A 20,608-nucleotide genomic window follows, 5' to 3' on the forward strand; every position below is an offset into this window, starting at 1 on the left:
GTGTACCCCCGGCCGACCGGGGGGCCGAGCTGGGGGAGGCCATGCGCTTTCGCGGGAAGTCCGTCCGCCGGAAGATCGTGGCGCTGCTTCTCGTGCCGCTGTTGTCCCTGACGACGATCTGGGCCTTCACCACGGTGCTCACGGGCCGCGAGGCAAGCCATCTGTTCGACGTGTCGTCGGTGATGGAGGAGGTCGGCTACCCCGTCGAGGACACCGTCCGCGTCCTCCAGCAGGAGCGCCGGCAGACCCTCGTCCACCTCGCGGACCCCCGCGCCGCCGAAGGGCTTGCCGCACTCCGGCGCAGTCGCGCCGCCACCGACGAGGCCATCGACAGCGTCCGCAGGAACGCGGCGAACACCGATGTGCGCGAGGCCATGCACGGGGACTCCGGTGAACTGAGCGCGGTCCTGGACTCCTTCGAAGGCATCGAGTCCCTGCGCCGCAGCGTCGAGGACGGCACCGTCGACCGCTCCCAGGCCCTCGACCTCTACAACCGGCTGATCGACCCGTGCTACGTCCTGCTGGCCAATCTGCACGTGGTCGAAGACGTCGAACTCGACAAGCAGTACCGCGCCCTCGTCAGCCTCGCCCGCGCCCGCGAACTCCTCTCCCGCGAGGACGCCCTGCTCGGCTCCGCCCTGATCGTCGGCGAACTGTCCCGTGCCGAAGTGCGGCAGATCTCCGACCTCGTGGCCCAGCGCACGCTGATGTACGACGCCGGCCTGCCGCAGCTGCCCGCGTCCGAGCGCGACCGCTACGAGACCTTCTGGAAGAACGCGGCGTCCGCCCCGCTGCGCGTGGGCGAGGAGGCGGCCGTCTCCTCCGGCAGCGGGGAGCCCCGCGGGATCACGGCCAAGAGCTGGGACATCGCCGCCGGCAACGTGCTCTCCGAACTCGGCACCCTCAACGACCAGGCCGCCGACCGCTACCAGGACCGCGTCCGCCCCGTCGCCGTGGGCGTCATCACCCAGGCCGTCATCGCCGGTGTCCTCGGACTGGTCGCCCTCCTGGTCTCCCTCGTCCTCTCCGTACGCGTGGGCCGCGGACTCATCCGGGACCTCCGGCAGCTGCGCCTGGAGGCCCACGAGGCGTCCGGTGTACGGCTGCCCAGCGTGATGCGCCGCCTCTCGGCGGGCGAACAGGTCGACGTCGAGACCGAGGTCCCGCACCTGGAATACGACAAGAACGAGATGGGAGAGGTCGGCCAGGCCCTCAACACCCTCCAGCGCGCCGCCGTGGAGGCCGCCGTCAAGCAGGCCGAACTGCGCGCCGGTGTCTCCGAGGTGTTCGTCAACCTCGCCCGCCGCAGCCAGGTCCTGCTGCACAAACAGCTCACCCTGCTGGACACCATGGAACGCCGGACCGAGGACACCGAGGAACTCGCCGACCTGTTCCGGCTGGACCACCTCACCACCCGTATGCGCCGGCACGCCGAGGGCCTGGTGATCCTCTCCGGCGCCGCGCCCTCCCGGCAATGGCGCAAGCCCGTCCAGCTCATGGACGTCGTACGCGCCTCCGTCGCCGAGGTCGAGGACTACGAGCGCATCGAGGTCCGCCGGCTGCCCAGGGTCGCCGTCACCGGTCCGGCCGTCGCCGACCTCACCCACCTCGTGGCCGAACTGCTGGAGAACGCCACGGTGTTCTCCCCGCCGCACACCGCCGTCCAGGTCCTCGGCGAGCGGGTGGCCAACGGATTCACCCTGGAGATCCACGACCGCGGGCTCGGCATGGCGGCCGACGCCCTGCTGGACGCCAACCTCAGACTCGCCGAGACCCCCGAGTTCGAGCTCTCCGACACCGACCGGCTCGGACTGTTCGTGGTCAGCCGCCTCGCCCAGCGACAGAACGTCCGGGTCTCCCTGCAGCCCTCCCCGTACGGCGGCACCACGGCGGTCGTCTTCATCCCCGACGCACTGCTGACGGACGACGTTCCGGACACCAACGGCGTCGGCTTCCGCCTCGACCGCCCCCAGCGCGCCAAGGACCGCGAACCGGAGGAGACCCGCCGCGCCGCGCTCTCCCAGGTGCCCGTACAACTGCCCAGGCTCCCCGCCTCGCTGCTGGACGGACCGGTCGAACTGGAAGCCCCCGTCGACCTGGACGCACTCGACGGCTTCCCCGGCGCCCTGGAGGACGAGGACAGCCGGCGCGGCGGCCTCTTCCGCCCCCGCCGCTCCCTCACCGGCCCCCAGGAGGAGCGGCCCGGCCGCGCACACCATCAGCAGACCCCCGACACGCCCGGAAGCGCGGACCCGGGCGGGGACGACCGGAGCGCCCCGGTACCGCCGGCCCGCAGGGGAGCACCCAAGCTGGTCAGCTCCCACGGACGCCCGGTCCGCGACGCCCGCGCCCGTGCGGAGCGCACGGACGAGGAGGGCACGCCCGCCGCGTCCACCCGGCCCGAGCTGGAAGCAGCGCCTCCGCTGCCCGCCCGCCGCCGCGGTGAGAATCCCGCGGGACGCCGGGGTACCGGCCGCCCGGATGCGGATGCACTGTCCCCGCTCCCCGCACGCCGCCGCACCGAACGGCTCCCCTCCGACGTCGAGCGCGCACAACCGGGCGCGGAGTCACTGCCCCCGCTGCCTGCCCGCCGACGGGGCCCCGCCCCCTCCCGCCCCAGGACCGGAACCGGGGACCAGAGCGACACTCCGGAGCCCTCCGGCCCCGTGCGCCAGGACCGGCCGGAGCCCTCTGCCGGCCATCCCCGGCGCACCCGCCCCGCCGTCGCGGTGAGCGGTCCCGACGACTCCGTGCCGGGCGCGGGCGGCACGGACGCCGACGCCGCACGACCCGGCGGCGGAGCGCTGCCCCGGCGCATACGGCAGGCCAGCCTCGCCCCGCAGCTCAAGCACAGTGCCGAACCGCGGAACGAGGACAGGGCACGGCCCGTTGAACGGGATGCCGACGAAGTCCGCAGCCGCATGGCCTCGCTCCAGCGGGGCTGGCAGCGCGGCCGCGAGGAGAACGCCGCCGGCGACGAAGCCGACAGCGGCACAGCACCACGACGAACGACAAAGGGGGACGGTCGATGACCGCACCGAGGGCCACCGGCCACACCACGACCGACAAGGGGGAGCTGAACTGGCTCCTCGACGACCTGGTGGACCGAGTCGCCAGCATCCGCAAGGCGATCGTGCTCTCCGGCGACGGCCTGCCGACAGGCGCGTCGAAGGACCTCACCCGGGAGGACAGCGAGCACCTGGCAGCCGTCGCCTCCGGCTTCCACAGCCTCGCCAAGGGCGTGGGCCGTCACTTCGAGGCCGGAGACGTCCGTCAGACCGTCGTCGAACTCGACGAGGCGTTCCTCTTCGTCACCGCCGCCGGCGACGGCAGCTGCCTCGCCGTCCTCGCGGACGCGGATTCGGACGTCGGACAGGTCGCCTACGAGATGACGCTCCTCGTGAAGCGGGTCGGTGTGCATCTGGGCGCCGCACCGCGCACCGATCTGCCCTCGGGCGGGTAGTGGGATGACATGAGCGCTGACGGTCAGGGTAGGAGCCACTGGTTCGACGACGAGGCCGGACCGGTCGTCCGTCCGTACGCCATGACGCGGGGCCGCACCACCAGTGCGGTCCAGCACCGCCTCGACCTGATCGCGGTGGTCGTCACGGAGCCGCACGCGGACGATCCGGAGGCTGATCCCACGCTCTCCCCGGAACACGTGGACATCGTCGAACTGTGCCGCGACAGCTCGCAGACGGTCGCCGAACTCTCCGCCGAGCTCGATCTGCCGATCGGGGTGGTCCGGGTCCTCGTCGGAGATCTCGTGGAATCCGAATGGGTCCATGTGAACCGGCCGGTACCCCCGGCCGAGCTGCCGGACGAGAGTATTCTGCGCGACGTGATCAACGGCCTCCGGGCGCTGTGACCGGCGCGGAAGCGGGATACTGACGTGACAGGCTGGCAGTTCTGGGTCGACCGAGGCGGCACCTTCACCGACATCGTCGCGAGGCGCCCCGACGGCCGACTGCTGACGCACAAGGTGCTGTCCGACAACCCGGCTCCGGAACACACCCGGAACCGCGGGAGCCGGGGGACACGCGGCACCGACGCGGCGGTCGTGGGCGTCCGCGAACTGCTGGCCGGATCCGACGGCCCCGTCGACGCCGTGCGCATGGGGACCACCGTCGCCACCAACGCCCTCCTCGAGCGCAAGGGCGAACGGACCCTGCTGGTCGTCACCCGCGGCTTCCGCGACGCGCTGCGCATCGCCTACCAGAACCGCCCGCACATCTTCGCCCGCCGTATCGACCTGCCCGAGCTGCTGCACGAACGGGTCGTCGAGGTGGACGAACGCATCGCCGCCGACGGCACCGTCCTGCGCACCCCCGACCTGGACGCCCTCACCGGACCGCTGCGACGGGCGTACGACGACGGCATCCGGGCCGTCGCCGTGGTCTGCGTGCACAGCCACCTCCACCCCGCCCACGAACAAGCGGTCGGGGAACTCGCCGCCCGGATCGGCTTCCCGCAGATCTCGCTGTCCAGCGAGGTCAGCCCCCTGATGAAACTCGTCCCACGCGGGGACACCGCCGTCGTGGACGCCTACCTCTCGCCCGTGCTGCGCCGCTACGTCCGCCATGTCGCCGACGAACTCGACGGCGTACGGCTGATGTTCATGCAGTCCAACGGCGGCCTCACCGAAGCCGGCCGGTTCCGGGGCAAGGACGCCGTCCTCTCCGGGCCCGCCGGCGGCATCGTCGGCATGGCCCGCATGTCGCAGCTCGCCGGCTTCGACCGCGTCATCGGCTTCGACATGGGCGGCACCTCCACCGACGTCTCGCACTTCGCGGGCGAGTACGAACGCGTCTTCACCACGCAGATCGCCGGGGTCCGGCTGCGCGCGCCCATGCTGGACATCCACACCGTCGCCGCCGGCGGCGGCTCGGTCCTCCACTTCGACGGCTCCCGCTACCGCGTGGGGCCGGACTCGGCGGGCGCCGACCCGGGCCCCGCCTGTTACCGGCGCGGCGGCCCGCTCACGGTCACCGACGCCAACGTCATGCTCGGCCGTATCCAGCCCGCCCACTTCCCCACGGTGTTCGGCCCGGACGGCGACCAGCCCCTCGACGACGCGCTCGTCCGTGACCGCTTCACCGCCCTCGCCGGCGAGATCCGCGAGCAGACCGGCGACGACCGCACCCCCGAGCAGGTCGCCGAGGGCTACCTGCGGATCGCCGTCGCCAACATCGCCAGCGCGGTGAAGCGGATCTCCGTGCAAAAGGGCCACGACATCACCCGGTACGCCCTCACCACCTTCGGCGGAGCGGGCGGACAGCACGCTTGCATGGTCGCCGACTCCCTCGGTATCCGCACCGTCCTCGTCCCGCCCATGGCCGGCGTCCTGTCGGCGCTCGGCATCGGCCTCGCCGACACCACGGCCATGCGGGAACGGTCCGTCGAGGCCCCCCTGGAACCGGCCGCCATGCCCGGCGTCCGCAAGACCGCCGACGACCTCGAATCGGCGGCCCGCGCCGAACTCCTCGCCGAGGGCGTCCCCGAGGAGCGGATCGAGGTCACCCGCCGCGCCCAGCTCCGCTACGACGGCACCGACACCACCCTGACCGTGAAGCTGACCGACCCCGGCACGATGCGGCACACCTTCGAAGAACGTCATCGCGCCACGTACTCCTTCACGCTCGACCGCCCGATCGTCGTCGAAGCCCTCTCCGTCGAAGCCACCGGCATCACCGAACCCCCCGATCTCTCCGCCCTCGCTCCCTACGAAGGCACCCCGCGACACCCCGCCGTCCCCCCGCGGACCGTCCGCCTCCACACCGGCGGCACCTGGTGCGACGTACTCCTTCACCGCCGTGAGGACCTTCCTCCCGGCGAAGCCGTCACCGGCCCGGCGATCATCACCGAGTCCGGGGCGACGACCGTCGTCGACGACGGCTGGCGGGCCGCGGCGACCCACGACGGGCATCTGGTCATGGAACGCGTCGCGGTTACGCAGAGTTCCCAAGCCGACACAAAAGCCGATCCTGTGCTGCTCGAGGTCTTCAACAACCTCTTCATGTCCATCGCCGAACAGATGGGCGCCCGCCTCGAGTCCACCGCCCAGTCCGTCAACATCAAGGAACGCCTGGACTTCTCCTGCGCCCTCTTCGACCCCGACGGGAACCTGGTGGCCAACGCCCCCCACATCCCCGTCCACCTGGGCTCGATGGGCACCAGCGTCAAGGAGGTCATCCGGCGGCGCGGCCCGGCCATGCGCCCCGGCGACACCTACGCCGTCAACGACCCGTCCCACGGCGGCACCCACCTTCCCGACGTCACCGTCATCACCCCGGTCTTCGGCACCGGGCCCACCGACGGCACGGAGAGTGACCGGAAGGTCCTCTTCTACGTCGCCTCACGCGGCCACCACGCCGAGATCGGCGGCATCGCCCCGGGCTCCATGCCGGCCGACAGCCGCACCATCGACGAGGAGGGCGTCCTCTTCGACAACTGGCTGCTCACCGAGAACGGCCGCTTCCGCGAGGAGGAGACCCTCCGCCTCCTCACCGAGGCACCCCACCCCTCCCGCAACCCGAAGACCAACCTCGCCGACCTGCGCGCCCAGATCGCCGCCAACCACAAGGGCGTCGACGAGGTCGGCCGCATGATCGGGAACTTCGGCCTCGACGTCGTCCAGGCCTACATGAAGCACGTCCAGGACAATGCCGAAGAGGCCGTGCGCCGCGTCATCGACGCCCTCGACGACGGCGCGTACGCCTACGAGACCGACTCGGGCGCCGTCATCCGCGTACGCGTCCGCGTGGACCGCGAGAACCGCCGCGCGACCATCGACTTCACCGGTACGTCCGCCCAGCTGCCCACCAACTTCAACGCCCCCTTCTCCGTCGTCAACGCGGCCGTCCTGTACGTCTTCCGCACCCTGGTCGCCGACGACATCCCGCTCAACGACGGCTGTCTGCGCCCGCTGGACATCATCGTGCCGCCGGGCTGCATGCTGGCCCCCGAGCCGCCGGCCGCCGTCGTCGCGGGCAACGTGGAGACCTCCCAGGCCGTCACCGGCGCCCTGTACGCGGCCCTCGGCGTCCAGGCGGAGGGCTCCGGCACCATGAACAACGTCACCTTCGGCAACGCCCGCCACCAGTACTACGAAACCGTCGCCTCCGGCTCGGGCGCCGGAGACGGCTTCCCCGGGGCATCCGTCGTACAGACGCACATGACCAACTCCCGGCTCACCGACCCCGAGATCCTGGAATGGCGACTGCCCGTCCGCCTCGAGGAGTTCGCGGTGCGCCGCGGCAGCGGCGGCGCCGGACGGTGGCGCGGCGGGGACGGAGCCGTGCGCCGTATCCGCTTCCTGGAGCCCATGACGGTCTCCACGCTGTCCCAGCACCGCAGGGTCCCCCCGTACGGCATGGCCGGAGGCGAACCCGGCGCACCGGGCGCCCACCGGATCGAACGGGCGGACGGCACGGTCACCCGGCTCGCCGGAAGCGACTCGGCGGACGTCGGCCCCGGCGACGTACTCGTCGTCGAAACCCCCGGCGGCGGAGGATACGGCCCGCCGCCCGACCCCCATCAAGCAGGAGAAGAGAACGATGATCTTCGGGCGCTCTGAGCGCGGCAAGCCCCCGGTCGAGCCCGTCACGCTCAAGATCCTGGTGGCCGGCGGCTTCGGCGTGGGCAAGACCACGCTCGTCGGCGCGGTCAGCGAGATCAGGCCGCTGCGCACCGAGGAACTCCTCACCGAGGCCGGGCGCCCGGTCGACGACACCTCCGGTGTGGAAACCAAGAACACCACCACCGTGGCCATGGACTTCGGCCGCATCACCCTCCGCGAGGACTTGGTGCTGTACCTCTTCGGCACGCCCGGTCAGGAGCGGTTCTGGTTCATGTGGGACGAACTGTCCGAGGGCGCCCTCGGCGCCGTGGTCCTCGCCGACACCCGGCGCCTGGAGGACTGTTTCGCGGCCATCGACTACTTCGAGCGGCGCGCCATCCCGTTCCTCGTCGGCGTCAACTGCTTCGACGGAGCGGCGCGCTACCCGGCCGACGACGTCCGCCGCGCCCTCGACCTCGACGACCACGTGCCGCTGCTGATGTGCGACGCGCGGGACCGCGAGTCGGTCAAGGAGACCCTCATCGGCGTCGTCCAGCACGCCATGGCCCAGGCCGCACAGCGACGCCAGACGGTCGGCACCTGAGACGTCGGCAGGACCGCGGCCCGTGCTCCCCCCGACCGGAGCCCGGGCCGCGAACCCGGAGAACGACACACCACGCGCGCGTGGTCAGCCGTCACCCTCCGCCACCCAGCCGAAGATTCTCTCCATCGCCTTGCGCCAGTCGCGGTGCTTCCGGTCCCGTGCCGGCGCCTCCATGGCCGGCGTCCACTCGGCGTCCTTCTGCCAGGGGGACCTCAGCTCGTCCAGGCCGTTCCACACCCCCGTGGCGAGCCCCGCCGCACAGGCGACGCCCGGGCAGGTCGTCTCGGAGACCCCGGGCCGGATCACCGGCATCCCGAGCACATCCGCCCGGTGCCGCATCAGCAGGTGGTTCTTCGTCGTGCCTCCGTCGACCTTCAGGGTGGTGATCCGCACCCCGGAGTCCTGGTGCACGGCGTCCACGACCTCGCGCGTCTGCCGGCTGGTCGCCTCGAGCACCGCCCGCGCGAGAGGTGCCTTCGTCACGTAGCGGGTGAGCCCGGTGACCACGCCGCGCGTCGGAGCGCTGGTACGGCGCGAACAGGCCGGAGAAGGCGGGCACGGCATAGGCGCTGCCGCCGGTGAGGTTCCGGATCAGCCAGGAGTCGATGGTGCCGTCCGCGATCTCGCCGTTCTCCGCGCGGGTCCTGAGCCCGGACACGTCGTCGAGCAGCCAGGCCGCCTTCGGCCCGGAGAAGCAGCCGGCCGGCGGCAGTCCGGTCTGCCCGCGGAAACGGTCCTGCCCGTCCGGTCCGCACAGCTGACCACAGAGCGCGGCGGTCCGGGTGCCCTGATCGATCCCGCGATGTGCCGAGATGTACGGCGATGTCGACCGGCACCGGGAAGTGTTCACCGACACCCAGGGGGCGCCAAGGTCGCCGACCGCAACGGCTGTCGGCCACCCGGCCGGAAGCACGCCCTTCCTGGCGGTACGGGCGCTGGGCCGCCCGCCTCACCCGTCAGCCCGCGGGCGCCGGTGTCCGCTCGCTTCCCCGCCGGATCTCGTGCCCGCCCGCTCCCGCCCGGCCCAGCACCCAGCTCGTCCCCTGCAACGCCTTCGCCGCCTTCTTGAGCGGTGCCAGACAGGCGGCGGCCTGCCGGTGGTCCGTCACGCTGCCGGGCGGGCACAGGACCGTGGCCAGCGACAGCGTGACCGGGCGGCCGCCGGCCGACCAGAGCGCGTCGAGCACCAGGGACGCCAGCGGATCCAGCGCCTCCTGATCGGCGAGCACCAGGAAGTCGTCCCCGCCGATGTGGCCCACGCGTGCGGTGTCCGGCGACGCCTCGTGCAGTGCCCGCCCCACCGCGCGGATGAGCTCGTCGCCCGCCGCGAAGCCGGCCCCGTCGTTCACCTGCTTGAAGTGGTCGACGTCCAGCCAGCTGAGCGTGAACGCGCGGCCGCCCGCGATCCGCCGGTCCACCTCGGCGGTGATCGCGTCCGAACCGGGCAACCGGGTCAGCGGATTGAGCCCTGCCGCCTCCTCCACCCGGTTCTCGGCCAGCGCGCACCAGATCCGCCAGCCGTACCACCCCCACGCACCGGCCGTGCGCGTCGACCACGGCCACGTCGTCCGACGTACGGCCCCGGTCCCCGACCGCCACCACCTCCAGCACCTCCCAGGCCGTGGCGTCGGCGCCCACCGTCCGCGGCGGGTCCCCGAGCTTGGCGGCGGGCCGGTCGGCGTACAGGGCGTGCCCGTAGCGGCCGGACATCGACAGCAGGAAGCGGGAGCGGTGCACCGACCGCACCGGCACCCCGGCCCGGTCCACGAGCAGCACCCCGGACACGTCGGGGGACCCGGTCAGCAGGGCCCGCACCTGACCGGCCGACGCTGTGGCGGGCAGCAGTGCGGCCGGCCGTACGAACTCCCGCACCGACGGCCCGGTCCGGGGCACCGACACCACGCCGGGGGAGTGCGGCGGAACGTACACGTCCGCGACCGGCAGCCGGGCCGGCGGGGCGAACAGTTCGCCCTGGGCCAACTGGGCCCCGGCCGCCAGTGCCGTCGCGCACTGTCCCTCGGTCTCGACGCCCTCGACGCACAGCAGCGCCCCGAGCTCCTCGCACAGGGTCCGCATCGCCCGTACGGCCGCGGGCCGCGCCAGCAGCGACGCGTCCAGCTTGACCAGGTCGGGCGCGAGATCCACGAGCAGCCGCAGCGGGATGTCCCCGTCCCCGACACCGTCCGCGCAGACACGGAAGCCCTGCCCGCGCAGCTCGGCGACCGCGCCCAGCAGCGCCCGCCACGGCACGTGCGTGCAGGGAGGGCCGATGTCGATCGTCACTTCCCACGGCAGCCGTCCCGCCTCACGCACGGCGTCGTGCAGCGTCGCGAGGTCGCCGAGATCGGCGAGGGTGCCCGCGAACACGTTGACGTACAGCGGGAGCAGCGTCTCCTTGCGGACCGCGGCCCGTACCGCCGACACGGCCAGCCGCAGGTCCACCTCAGGATCCCGACGGGCTTCGGCCAGGATGTCGCCGGCCTCGGGGCGGGCCAGTATCTCCAGACCCGTCACCCCGCCGGTCGTCAGGTTGATCACCGGTTGGAAGGCGAAGCGGAGACTGTCCGACCAGGAGCTCACGGGAGCATGATGGCGCCGCCCGAGGCCGCCCGAGCGCAGTTCACGAGACGTTCACGCAGGATTTCCGAGCGCTCACTCCGCGTATGCGGGGGCATCGGAGGCGCGCCCCGCGCGGCCCGGGGAGGGCCGGGGCTTCCCCGGCGGAGCCCCCTCCTGATAAATGCAGGGGACATGACACGACTCTCCACCGCGGTACGCGGTCTCGTCACCGCCGTCGCCGCCCTGCTCGCCGCGACCACCGCCTCCGCCACCGCCCAGGCGAGGCCCGAACCCAAGGCGCCCCGCGACTTCGTGGCACTGAACAGCGTGGACCCGACGATCCTCCAGGAGATCCGTTACTTCACCCCGCACAACTTCGTCGGCGAGCCCATCGACGGCTACCGGCAGCCGTTGTGCATCCTCACCCGCCCCGCCGCCGAGGCCCTCCACGCGGCGCAGCGGAAACTGCTGCGCCAGGGCTACTCCCTGAAGGTGTACGACTGCTACCGGCCGCAGCGCGCGGTGGACCACTTCGTGCGCTGGGCCGAGGACCTCGACGACCAGAGGATGAAGGCCGAGTTCTATCCGAACGTCGACAAGACCCGGTTGTTCGCCGACGGCTACATCGCGGAGAAATCCGGCCACAGCCGTGGCTCGACCGTGGACCTCACCCTCGTGGAACTCCCCACGAAGCCGACGACGCCCTACCGTCCCGGACAGCCCCTCACCCCCTGCTTCGCCCCCGAGGACGAGCGGTTCCCCGACACCTCCGTCGACATGGGCACCGGCTACGACTGCTTCGACACCCTCAGCCACACCCTCGACCCGCGTGTCCAGGGCGACCAGCGCGCCAACCGGCTGCTCCTCAAGAGCACCCTGGAGGACCTCGGCTTCGTGAACCTCGCCGAGGAGTGGTGGCACTACACCTTCAAGCCGGAGGCCCACCCGGACACCTACTTCGACTTCCCGGTGTCCCGGAGGTCACTCACCGGCCACAACTGACCGGCCCCCGGAGACGCCCCACCGTGATCGGATACAGTCCGCGCGTGTCCGAAACTCATGCCATGACCCCCAACTCCGCGCACGGATCACACTGTTCGAGCTGCGGCACGCCCTTCGGAGAGGGCGTCTCCGGATGGCCCCGGACCTGCCCGGCCTGCGGCACCGTCGCCTACCGCAACCCGCTGCCGGTCGCGGTCGCCCTCCAGCCCGTGTACGACACGCAGGGCACCGGCCTCGTCGTCATCACCCGCACCATCGCGCCCGCGCGCGGGCGTACGGCCCTGCCCGGCGGCTACATCGACGACCGGGAGGACTGGCGCCAGGCCGTCGTCCGTGAACTCGAGGAGGAGACCGGCATCGTCGCGGCGAGCCGAGACGTAAGGCTCGCCGACGCCATGAGCTCGCCCGACGGACACCTGCTGCTGTTCGGGCTCCTCCCCGAACGTCCCGCGGAAGACCTGCCGCCCTTCACCGCCACCGACGAGACCGAGGAGCGCGACCTGCTGCGCCGTCCGGAGGAACTCGCGTTCCCCCTGCACACCCTGGCCGCACGGGCCTGGTTCGAGGGCCGCTACATCTGACCCCCGCCGGTGCCCGTCCCACGGACGCGCACCGGGCAGGACGGCTCCACGCCGCCGTCCCCGCCCTCCCGCTCGACGACGACCCGCGGACCCGACCACCGCACCGTGTAACGCTCGGTCTCCGGCTCCTCCCACCCCTCGCCGGCGTCCGGTACGACCAGCCCGCCCCCGGTCCGCCCCCGGGCCGGTGCCCACACCTCCAGCTCCAGACCGCCGTCCTCCCCCAGCACCGGAAGAACGGCGCCCCCGCGCGCGAACACCGGGATCCGCCCCAGCGGCGCGTCGGCCCACACCCGGACCGGCCCGTCGTACGCCCGTTCCGTCGCCGTGTCGTACCATCGCCCGCGCGGCAGCTGCACGGCCCGCCGGTCCATCCCCGGAGCGAGCACCGGCGCCACCAGCAGACAGTCGCCGAGCAGGAAGGCGTCCTCGCAGTCGCGCAACGCGCGGTCCTCGGGCGCCGACCACCACAACGGCCGCACATACGGCGCCCCGGTACGCCGGGCCAGATGCGCCAGCGTCATGAAGTACGGCAGCAGCCGCCGGCGTTCGACGAGCGCCACGCGCGCGTGCCCGAGGACGTCCGCGCCGAACCCCCACGGCCCGCCCCGGCCCGCACGCGCACCGTCACGGGTGCGGAAGAACGGAAGATAGGCCCCCAACTGGAGCCCGCGCAGATACAGCTCGGGCGACACCTCCCCGGCGGAGCCTCCGACGTCCGGACCCGCGTAGGGAACACCGCACAGGCCCAGCCCCAGCACCAGCGACAACGCCGCCCGCAACCCGGGCCACCCCGCCGTCACCCCGCCCGACCACACCCCGCCGTGACGCTGCATACCGGCCCACCCGGCACGCGAGAACACGAACGGCCGCTCCCGGGGAGCCTGCTCCCGCAGCCCCTCGTACGCCGCCCGGGCCATGCACAGCCCGTACACGTTGTGCGCCTCGCGATGGTCACCCCCGCGCCCGTCCAGCGCGTGGCGCGCCGACCGCGGCAGCGTCGGCTCGCCGAAGGCCGTGAAGGACGTCGGCTCGTCCAGGCTGTGCCAGAAACCCGCGAACCCCTGTGCCAGCCGCTCCGTGTACAAACCGCCCCACCATGCACGCACGCGCGTGTGCGTGAAGTCCGGAAAGACCACCTCTCCGACGCTCCCGGCCCCTTCCACGACCTCCCCGGAGGCGTTCCGCACGAACGCGTCCCGCTCCACCCCCTCGTCGTACACGGTGGTGCCGGGTGCCGCGCCGACCGCCGGACCGACGACCGACACCAGCCTGACCCCCTCGCGCCGCAGCTCGTCCGCGAGAACCGGCAGCCCGGGGAACCGCTCCCGGTCCACGGTGAACACCTGACGGGCATCGAAGTGATCGATGCCGAGGTGCACGGCGTCGAGCGGCAGCCCGTGCTCCCGGTGCCCCGCGACGGTCCGCCGCACCTCCTCCTCACCGCCGGAAGCCCTTCGCGCGTGATGGTGACCGAGCGCCCACGCGGGCGGTAGCGCCGGCGCACCGGTGAGCGAGACCCAGGCGAGCAGCACCCGCGCGGGAGCACCCACCATCACCCAACAGCGCAGCGGACCACCGTCCACGCACACCTCACTCGTCCCGGCCCGGTCGTGTCCGGAACCGGCACCCTCCTCGCCCTCCCGCAGCGTCACGGTGCCGTCCCACGAGTTGTCGTAGAACATCAGATGCGTGCCCGCGTCGGCCACCACCATCTGCACCGGCATCGTGACGGACAGCGGATCGTCACCGGGACCGACAGCACGGCCGGGCGCGGCGTTCCACAGCCGGTACGTGCCGTCCCGCAGCCGGGGACCCGACGCACGCCCCCCGAGCCCGAAGAAACGCGCGTCGGCCGGCACCTCGGACCGCTGCATCCAGCGCGCGGCACCACCGCCCACCGGCTCCCACCACCGCGGCGGCAGATCGCGCCGCAGCATCACACCCCCCGGGGTGAGCACCTCCACCGCGCCGTGCCGCGAGACCACCACCGTCACCCGCTCGGCCACCACCCGCCAGCCACCGTCCTTGTCCGGCTCCAGCGCGGCCCGCGGATCCGGATCGGGACAGCGGCCCGCCAGCGCGTACGACGGTTCCGGAGCAGCCCCGTCCCAGCCCCAGAAGACCGCCCCGTTCACCGCCACGAAGATCCGCAACTCCGAGCGGCCGAACCTGACCAGCCCACCACCGAGCCCCGGCTCCACCTCCCGCACGGTCCCGGGCACCCGCGCACGCACCGGCCCCCGCGGCGGCAGCCCGGTGGCGTCGGCCCGCCGCCTGCGCCACGCTGCTCGTACGGTACGCAACCCCTGAGCCGCCCCCACCGAACCGACCGACTTCACCGAACGCACCAGGTCACGACCGTCCATGCTGCTCACCCTGCCATTGACCGGGTCCACCATGAGGGTCGTTCAACTGCCGTTCACCTGTGATCGGACCACATCTTCACGACACGGACTATGTAGGAGACGCCCTGGTGCGGAAGTCGATCACATGGCATCGTCCCTGTCAGCCGTGTCACGCGCACACCCCAGCCCGTGCGCGGAGGACGCACACGACGCGCACAGTCCGGGAGCCGCCCCATGTCGACCGTGAACCCCCAGCCGCTCTGGCAGCCGAGCCGGGACCAGATCGCCCAGGCACGGATCACCACGTTCCAGGCGTGGGCCGCCGAACACCACGGCGCCCCCGCCGAGGGCGGCTACGCGGCGCTCCACCGCTGGTCCGTGGACGAGCTGGACACCTTCTGGAAAGCGGTCACGGAGTGGTTCGACGTCCGCTTCACGACTCCCTACACGCGCGTGCTGGGCGACCGCTCGATGCCCGGCGCCCAGTGGTTCCCCGGAGCCACGCTGAACTACGCCGAACACGCACTGCGCGCGACCGCCTCCCGCGCGGACGAAGCCGCGCTCCTGTACGTCGACGAAACCCATGACCCGCGCCCCGTCACCTGGGCCGAGCTGCGCCGCCAGGTCGGCTCCCTGGCGGCCGAGCTGCGCTCCCTCGGCGTACGCCCCGGAGACCGCGTCAGCGGATACCTCCCGAACATCCCGCAGGCCGTCGTCGCCCTCCTCGCCACGGCGGCCGTGGGCGGCGTGTGGACCTCCTGCGCCCCCGACTTCGGCGCCCGCAGCGTCCTCGACCGCTTCCAGCAGGTCGAACCCGTCGTCCTGTTCACCGTCGACGGCTACCGCTACGGCGGCAAGGAACACGACCGACGTGACGTCGTCGCCGAACTCCGCCGCGAACTGCCCACCCTGCGCGCCGTCGTGCACATCCCCCTGCTCGGCACCGAGGCCCCCGACGGGGCCCTGGACTGGTCCGCCCTCACCGCCGCGGACACCGAACCGGACTTCGAGCAGGTGCCCTTCGACCACCCGCTGTGGGTGCTCTACTCCTCCGGCACCACCGGACTGCCCAAGGCGATCGTCCAGTCCCAGGGCGGCATCCTCGTCGAACACCTCAAGCAACTCGGACTCCACTGCGACCTGGGCCCCGAGGACCGCTTCTTCTGGTACACCTCGACCGGCTGGATGATGTGGAACTTCCTCGTCTCCGGTCTCCTGACCGGAACGACGATCGTCCTGTACGACGGCAGCCCCGGCCACCCGGACACAGGCGCCCAGTGGCGCATCGCCGAACGCACCGGCGCCACCCTCTACGGCACCTCCGCCGCCTACGTCATGGCATGCCGCAAGGCCGGCGTGCACCCCTCGCGCGACTTCGACCTCTCCGCGGTGAAGTGCGTCGCGACCACCGGCTCCCCCCTGCCCCCCGACGGCTTCCGCTGGCTGCACGACGAGTTCGCCGACAGCGGGGCCGACCTGTGGATCGCCTCCGTCAGCGGCGGCACGGACGTCTGCTCCTGCTTCGCCGGAGCCGTGCCGACCCTCCCCGTCCACATCGGCGAGCTCCAGGCCCCCGGCCTGGGCACGGACCTGCAGTCCTGGGACGCCGGAGGCAAGCCCCTGACCGACGAGGTCGGCGAACTCGTCGTCACCAACCCGATGCCCTCCATGCCGATCCACTTCTGGAACGACCCCGAGGGCACCCGCTACCGCGACAGCTACTTCGACACCTACCCCGGCGTCTGGCGGCACGGCGACTGGATCACCATCACCTCCCGGGGCTCCGTCGTCATCCACGGCCGCTCCGACTCCACGCTCAACCGCCAAGGCGTCCGCATGGGCTCCGCCGACATCTACGAAGCCGTGGAGCGCCTCCCGGAGATCAGGGAATCCCTCGTCATCGGCGTCGAACAGCCCGACGGCGGCTACTGGATGCCCCTGTTCGTCCACCTGGCACCCGGAGCCACCCTCGACGAGGACCTGCGCAGCCGCATCAAGCGGACCATCCGCGAACACCTCTCACCGCGTCACGTCCCCGACGAGATCATCGAGGTCCCCGGCGTCCCGCACACCCTCACCGGCAAACGCATCGAGGTCCCGGTCAAGCGCCTCCTCCAGGGCACCCCGCTGGAGAAGGCGGTCAACCCGGGCTCCATCGACGACCTCGGCCTGCTCGCCTTCTACGAGGAACTCGCCCGCAAGCGCGCCTGACCGTCCCGGGGACAGGACCGGCTCCCCCTCGGCCCACGCCGTTGTCAGTGCCGCCGATTACTGTGAGTGAGCATTGATCGACTGTGCACAGGGGGAGACATGGCCCACACCGACCACCGGACCTTGCGACGCGTCCTGCACCGCGAAGTCGCGGGCACCATCGGCCTGCTGGCCGACGAGCACGACTTCCGCGCCATGCGGCGCTACGACAGCTTCGTCTTCGACGACCACACCACCTACCTCAAACACATGGAAGCCGTCCTCAGGACGCGTGCGCTGCAGGGCAGCCACACCACGGTGGCCCTCTTCGACCCCGAGGACTACGCCGAGTACTGCGCGGAAACGGGCCTCGACCCCGACAGCCACACCAGCCGCACACGGTTCACGGCCGCACTCGCGTCCACCGGTCCCACGATCCCCTACGACGGCCGCCCACTGGCCGACCTCCTGCCCACCCTCGTCGACGAGGCCGTACGCCACGCCACCTGGGAGTACGCGGCCGCGCTCCTCGCCCGCCTCGGCGCCTGCGCCTCGTGCGGCGAGGACCTGGGCCGCGCCGCCTTCACCCGCGCCTCACACCTCCTCGTCCGCATCCTCGACACGGCCCCACCCGGCGAGCGGCACCTCGTGTGCAGCGTCTCCGGACCACCCGAAACGCTCGTCGCCGTCCTACACGCCGACGACATCGCCGGCCGCATGGAACTCGACGAGTCCGAAGCCTTCGAATTCACCACCGTCCTGGCCGTCGGCCTCGCCACCGAGAGCCCCGGCGGACTCGTCATGCGGACCACCAAACCCGGCAGCCCCGACCGCATCCACGGCTGGCGACTGCGCGCCCACGGCCTCGAACCTCTCACCGCCGGCGAGGTCTTCGACGCCTACTGCACCGACGCCGAGTCCGGAGAGCTCATCTCCCCGGAGTCCAACGTCGACTACTGCGAGCCGCCCGACCTCGGCGAGGGACGGGATCCGGCCCACTGCCATTGAGCCGGAAACGCCAGAGGGGCGCCTCACCTCCAGGTGGAGCGCCCCCTGGGGACACCGATCGCCGGCCGGCCCCGTCCGGTTACTCGCCCGACAGCACCGCCTGAGCGGCGGCACGGGCATCCGCGGCACTGTCCGCCGCCCGGGCCGCCGCCGCGGCCCGCTCGCACTGCGCCAGCGTGAACTTCGCCAGCGACGCCCGCACATACGGAATGGACGCCGCACCCATGGAGAGAGAGGTGACACCCAGACCGGTCAGCACACACGCGAGCAGAGGGTCGGAAGCGGCCTCACCGCAGACACCACAGCTCTTGCTCTCGGCCTTCGCCGCCTCGGCGGACAGCGCCACCAGGTCGAGCAGTGCGGGTTGCCACGGATCCTGCAGCCGGGAGACCGCACCCACCTGACGGTCCGCGGCGAACGTGTACTGCGCGAGGTCGTTCGTGCCCAGCGACAGGAACTCCACCTCCTGCAGCACCGAGCGCGCCCGCAGCGCGGCCGACGGAATCTCGACCATCGCGCCGAACTTAGCCCGCAGCCCCGCCTCCCGGCAGGCGTCCGCGAAAGCCTTGGCATCGGTCCGGTCCGCCACCATCGGGGCCATGACCTCGAGGTGGACGGGCAGCCCCTCGGCGGCCTTGGCCAGCGCCGTCAGCTGCGTACGCAGCACCCCGGGGTGGTCGAGCAGCGCCCGCAGGCCACGCACGCCCAGCGCCGGGTTCGGCTCGTCCGCCGGAGTGAGGAAGTCCAGCGGCTTGTCCGCGCCCGCGTCCAGCACCCGCACCACGACACGGCCCTCGGGGAACGCCTCGAGTACCTGACGGTAGGCCGCGACCTGCTTCTCCTCGGAAGGAGCCTTCTTGTTGTCGTCCAGGAACAGGAACTCGGTACGGAAGAGACCGACACCCTCCGCGCCGGCCTCCACGGCGGCCGCCACATCCGCCGGGCCGCCGATGTTGGCCAGCAGCGGCACCTTGTGACCGTCGGCGGTCGCACCGGGCCCGGTCGACGCCGCCAGCGTCGCCTTGCGCTCGGCCGCCGCCGCCTCGAGCCGGGCCTTCTTCTCGTCGCTCGGGTTCACGAAGATCTCGCCGGTGCTGCCGTCGACCGCTATCAGGGTGCCCTCGGCGAGTTCACTGGCACCCGGCAGGGCGACGACGGCCGGGACACCGAGAGCGCGGGCCAGGATCGCGCTGTGGCTGGTGGGGCCGCCCTCCTCGGTCACGAAGCCGAGCACCAGCGTCGGGTCGAGCAGCGCCGTGTCCGCCGGCGCGAGGTCACGGGCCACGAGGACATACGGTTCGTCGCTGTCCGGCACGCCCGGCATCGGCACCCCGAGCAGCCGCGCGACGATACGGTTCCGCACGTCGTCGAGGTCGGCCACGCGGCCCGCCAGGTACTCACCGGCGTTCGCGAGCAACTCGCGGTACGCGGCGAACGCGTCGTACACCGCACGCTCAGCGGTGCTGCCGACGGCGATGCGCCGCTCCACGTCAGCCATCAGCTCAGGGTCCTGGGCCATCATCGCCTGCGCCTCGAGTACCGCCTGGGCCTCGCCCCCGGCAAGGTTGCCGCGCGCCACCAGATCGGCCGCGACCGCCTCCACTGCCTTACGGGCGCGCCCCTGCTCACGCTCCGCCTCGTCGGCCGGGATCTGCTTGGCCGGAGGTTCGAGCACCGCCGTGCCCATGTGCCGTACCTCGCCGATCGCCACACCGTGGCTGACTCCGACGCCTCGCAGCGTTGTCTCCATCTCACCCGTCTCCGATAGAGCGGCGGGCTCCGCCGCCGCGTTGGTTGTCCTGATGGCCGTCACCGGACGGCGCCGCGTCACTTCCAGAGGAAGAGGGTGTCGCCGGCCTTCACATCGCCGTCGTCGCGAAGCTCGGAGAGAGCGTCCGACGTGGCCTCCAGGGCGACGACCGGGCACACCGGGGACTTGCCGGCGGCTTCGACGGCGGCCGGGTTCCAACGCACGATGCTCTGCCCGCGCGTCACGGTGTCGCCCTTGTTGACGAGCAGCTCGAAGCCCTCGCCGTTGAGCTGCACGGTGTCGATACCGAGGTGGGTGAGCACGCCGTGTCCGTTCTCGTCCACGACGACGAACGCGTGCGGGTGCAGAGAGACGATCACACCGTCGACGGGGGAGACGGCCTCGGAGGGCTCCCGCGTGGGGTCGATCGCCGTACCCGGGCCGACCATGGCTCCGGAGAAGACCGGGTCGGGCACGGACGCCAGTCCGATGGCCCGTCCTGCAAGCGGGGACGTCACGGTGGTCATGGGAAGCCTCCCAGGCGTGGAGATCTGTACGTACGCCGCCGTCACTGCCTGCCTCCGGCGCGCTGTTCAGCAGCGTATGTCATGTGACATACCGGTTTCGGGGGACAGATCCGGATCGATGGTCTAGACGAGAGGTCTAGACCACGCACTCTAATCGATTTGCACGTGGTCCGCGACCCCGTGTAGGGTTGTACTCCTGCTCGGGGATGAGCGGCGTGAACAGACGCTCTCCACTCGACAGCAATCCAATTCGATCAGATCCTAACTTTGGATCATCCTCTGCGTGCCTGCAGGGCGGTGGTCAGGGGGCCGGAAAAACGCTGGTAGAGTTGGAAACGCAAGACCGAAGGGAAGCGCCCGGAGGAAAGCCCGCGAGGGTGAGTACGAAGGAAGCGTCCGTTCCTTGAGAACTCAACAGCGTGCCAAAAGTCAACGCCAGATATGTTGATACCCCGACCTGATCGGTTCGATCGGGTTGAGG

The 20,608-nt window shown here is 71.9% G+C and carries 12 protein-coding genes and 2 pseudogenes; 9 read left to right on the forward strand and 5 right to left on the reverse strand.

The window, feature by feature from the left end; translation table 11 throughout:
• Positions 1 to 41: 41 nt before the first annotated feature.
• Genes AB0A94_RS21045 through AB0A94_RS21065 form a run of 5 tightly spaced genes read left to right on the forward strand, consistent with a single transcriptional unit; the run spans position 42 to position 8,162 of the window.
• Entirely contained in the window at positions 42 to 3,032 is a 2,991-nt protein-coding gene (locus AB0A94_RS21045; RefSeq protein ID WP_361746362.1) for a nitrate- and nitrite sensing domain-containing protein, read from the forward strand.
• Entirely contained in the window at positions 3,029 to 3,463 is a 435-nt protein-coding gene (locus AB0A94_RS21050) for a roadblock/LC7 domain-containing protein (protein WP_217129918.1), read from the forward strand. Before AB0A94_RS21045 ends, AB0A94_RS21050 begins: the two co-directional genes overlap by 4 nt.
• A gap of 9 nt (positions 3,464 to 3,472) precedes the next feature.
• Positions 3,473 to 3,868, forward strand: coding sequence for a DUF742 domain-containing protein (locus AB0A94_RS21055; RefSeq protein ID WP_361746364.1), 396 nt, complete (start codon positions 3,473 to 3,475; stop codon positions 3,866 to 3,868).
• A 24-nt stretch (positions 3,869 to 3,892) separates the two neighbouring features.
• Positions 3,893 to 7,576 (forward strand): hydantoinase B/oxoprolinase family protein, encoded by a 3,684-nt coding sequence (locus tag AB0A94_RS21060; protein ID WP_361746365.1) that lies wholly within the window; start codon positions 3,893 to 3,895, stop codon positions 7,574 to 7,576.
• Positions 7,557 to 8,162, forward strand: coding sequence for an ATP/GTP-binding protein (locus tag AB0A94_RS21065; RefSeq protein WP_361746367.1), 606 nt, complete (start codon positions 7,557 to 7,559; stop codon positions 8,160 to 8,162). The genes AB0A94_RS21060 and AB0A94_RS21065 overlap by 20 nt, the downstream gene beginning before the upstream one ends.
• 84 nt (positions 8,163 to 8,246) lie before the next feature.
• On the opposite strand, the pseudogene AB0A94_RS21070 reads toward AB0A94_RS21065, so the two are convergent.
• Positions 8,247 to 8,958, reverse strand: a pseudogene (locus AB0A94_RS21070) (FGGY-family carbohydrate kinase); the annotation flags it as partial.
• Between the two features lie 160 nt (positions 8,959 to 9,118).
• Positions 9,119 to 10,742 (reverse strand): annotated as a pseudogene (locus AB0A94_RS21075) (GGDEF domain-containing protein).
• A 171-nt stretch (positions 10,743 to 10,913) separates the two neighbouring features.
• Here AB0A94_RS21075 and AB0A94_RS21080 point away from each other — a divergent pair.
• A complete protein-coding gene (locus AB0A94_RS21080) occupies positions 10,914 to 11,723 on the forward strand; it encodes a M15 family metallopeptidase (protein WP_361746369.1) in 810 nt (269 codons plus the stop codon).
• Positions 11,724 to 11,767: 44 nt separating this feature from the next.
• A complete protein-coding gene (locus AB0A94_RS21085) occupies positions 11,768 to 12,304 on the forward strand; it encodes an NUDIX domain-containing protein (RefSeq protein WP_361746371.1) in 537 nt (178 codons plus the stop codon).
• Here the strand turns inward: AB0A94_RS21085 and AB0A94_RS21090 are convergent.
• Positions 12,295 to 14,673, reverse strand: a complete 2,379-nt coding sequence (locus AB0A94_RS21090) for a glycoside hydrolase family 31 protein (RefSeq protein WP_361746373.1) — start codon at positions 14,671 to 14,673, stop codon at positions 12,295 to 12,297. The two genes, AB0A94_RS21085 and AB0A94_RS21090, sit on opposite strands and share 10 nt — an antisense overlap.
• Before the next feature lie 213 nt (positions 14,674 to 14,886).
• Here AB0A94_RS21090 and AB0A94_RS21095 point away from each other — a divergent pair, with 213 nt between their 5' ends.
• Both AB0A94_RS21095 and AB0A94_RS21100 read left to right on the forward strand, forming a co-directional pair.
• Positions 14,887 to 16,863, forward strand: coding sequence for an acetoacetate--CoA ligase (locus AB0A94_RS21095; protein WP_361746375.1), 1,977 nt, complete (start codon positions 14,887 to 14,889; stop codon positions 16,861 to 16,863).
• 99 nt (positions 16,864 to 16,962) lie between these two features.
• Complete coding sequence (locus AB0A94_RS21100) at positions 16,963 to 17,850, forward strand: hypothetical protein (protein WP_361746377.1); 888 nt, start codon at positions 16,963 to 16,965, stop codon at positions 17,848 to 17,850.
• Between the two features lie 79 nt (positions 17,851 to 17,929).
• Here AB0A94_RS21100 and ptsP read toward each other — a convergent pair whose 3' ends face one another.
• Together ptsP and AB0A94_RS21110 are read right to left on the reverse strand one after the other, a co-directional pair.
• A complete protein-coding gene (ptsP, locus tag AB0A94_RS21105; protein WP_361746378.1) occupies positions 17,930 to 19,600 on the reverse strand; it encodes a phosphoenolpyruvate--protein phosphotransferase in 1,671 nt (556 codons plus the stop codon).
• A 77-nt stretch (positions 19,601 to 19,677) separates the two neighbouring features.
• Entirely contained in the window at positions 19,678 to 20,127 is a 450-nt protein-coding gene (locus tag AB0A94_RS21110) for a PTS glucose transporter subunit IIA (RefSeq protein ID WP_217129906.1), read from the reverse strand.
• Between the last annotated feature and the right edge of the window lie 481 nt (positions 20,128 to 20,608).

It is taken from the genome of Streptomyces sp. NPDC044984, from assembly GCF_040646935.1.
Classification (GTDB): Bacteria; Actinomycetota; Actinomycetes; order Streptomycetales; family Streptomycetaceae; genus Streptomyces.